We start from the raw sequence: 614 nt of genomic DNA, 5'->3' as shown, positions 1-614 counted from the left end.
GCCCGCACGCGCTCGACGCGGTGCTGCGCGGCGCCGACCCGCGCGTCGCGCGCTCGCGCACCAGCCTGCACCGGCTGCTCGAACGCCAGCATTACCGGCTCGCGTGGTGGCGCACGGCCGCCGACGAACTGAACTGGCGGCGCTTCTTCGACATCGCGACGCTCGCGGCCGTCCGCGTCGACGACGACGCGGTGTTCGACGCCGTTCACGCGCTGCCGTTGCGCCTGCACGCGGCCGGGCTCGTCGACGGCATCCGCGTCGATCACGTCGACGGCCTCGCCGATCCGCGCGCCTACTGCCGGCGGCTGCATGCACGACTGGCCGCGCAGCGCAGCGCGCCGCCGTATGTCGTCGTCGAGAAAATCCTCGCGCCGGGCGAATCGCTGCGCGCCGACTGGGCCGTCGCCGGCACGACCGGCTACGACTTCATGAACGACGTCGGCGCGCTGCTGCACGACCCGGCCGGCGCCGAACCGCTCGCCGCGCACTGGGCGGCCGTGTCGGGCTCGACGCGCACGTTCGCGCAGGAAGCGCTCGACGGCAAGCGGCGCGTGCTGATGCGCCAGCTCGCCGTCGAACATGCGCGCGCCGCGCGGCTGCTGCACGGGATCGCG

The 614-nt window shown here is 74.8% G+C and carries 1 pseudogene; it reads left to right on the top strand.

Annotated elements, in window-relative coordinates:
- A pseudogene (locus DPV74_RS41745) lies at window positions 1-614 on the top strand (malto-oligosyltrehalose synthase); the annotation flags it as partial.

Origin of the sequence: Burkholderia sp. HAN2018 (assembly GCF_024704855.1) — a bacterium.
Lineage (GTDB): Bacteria > Pseudomonadota > Gammaproteobacteria > Burkholderiales > Burkholderiaceae > Burkholderia > Burkholderia cepacia.
The sequence above is the reverse complement of the archived record's forward strand: the minus strand, read 5'-3'. Positions and strand labels throughout refer to the sequence as shown.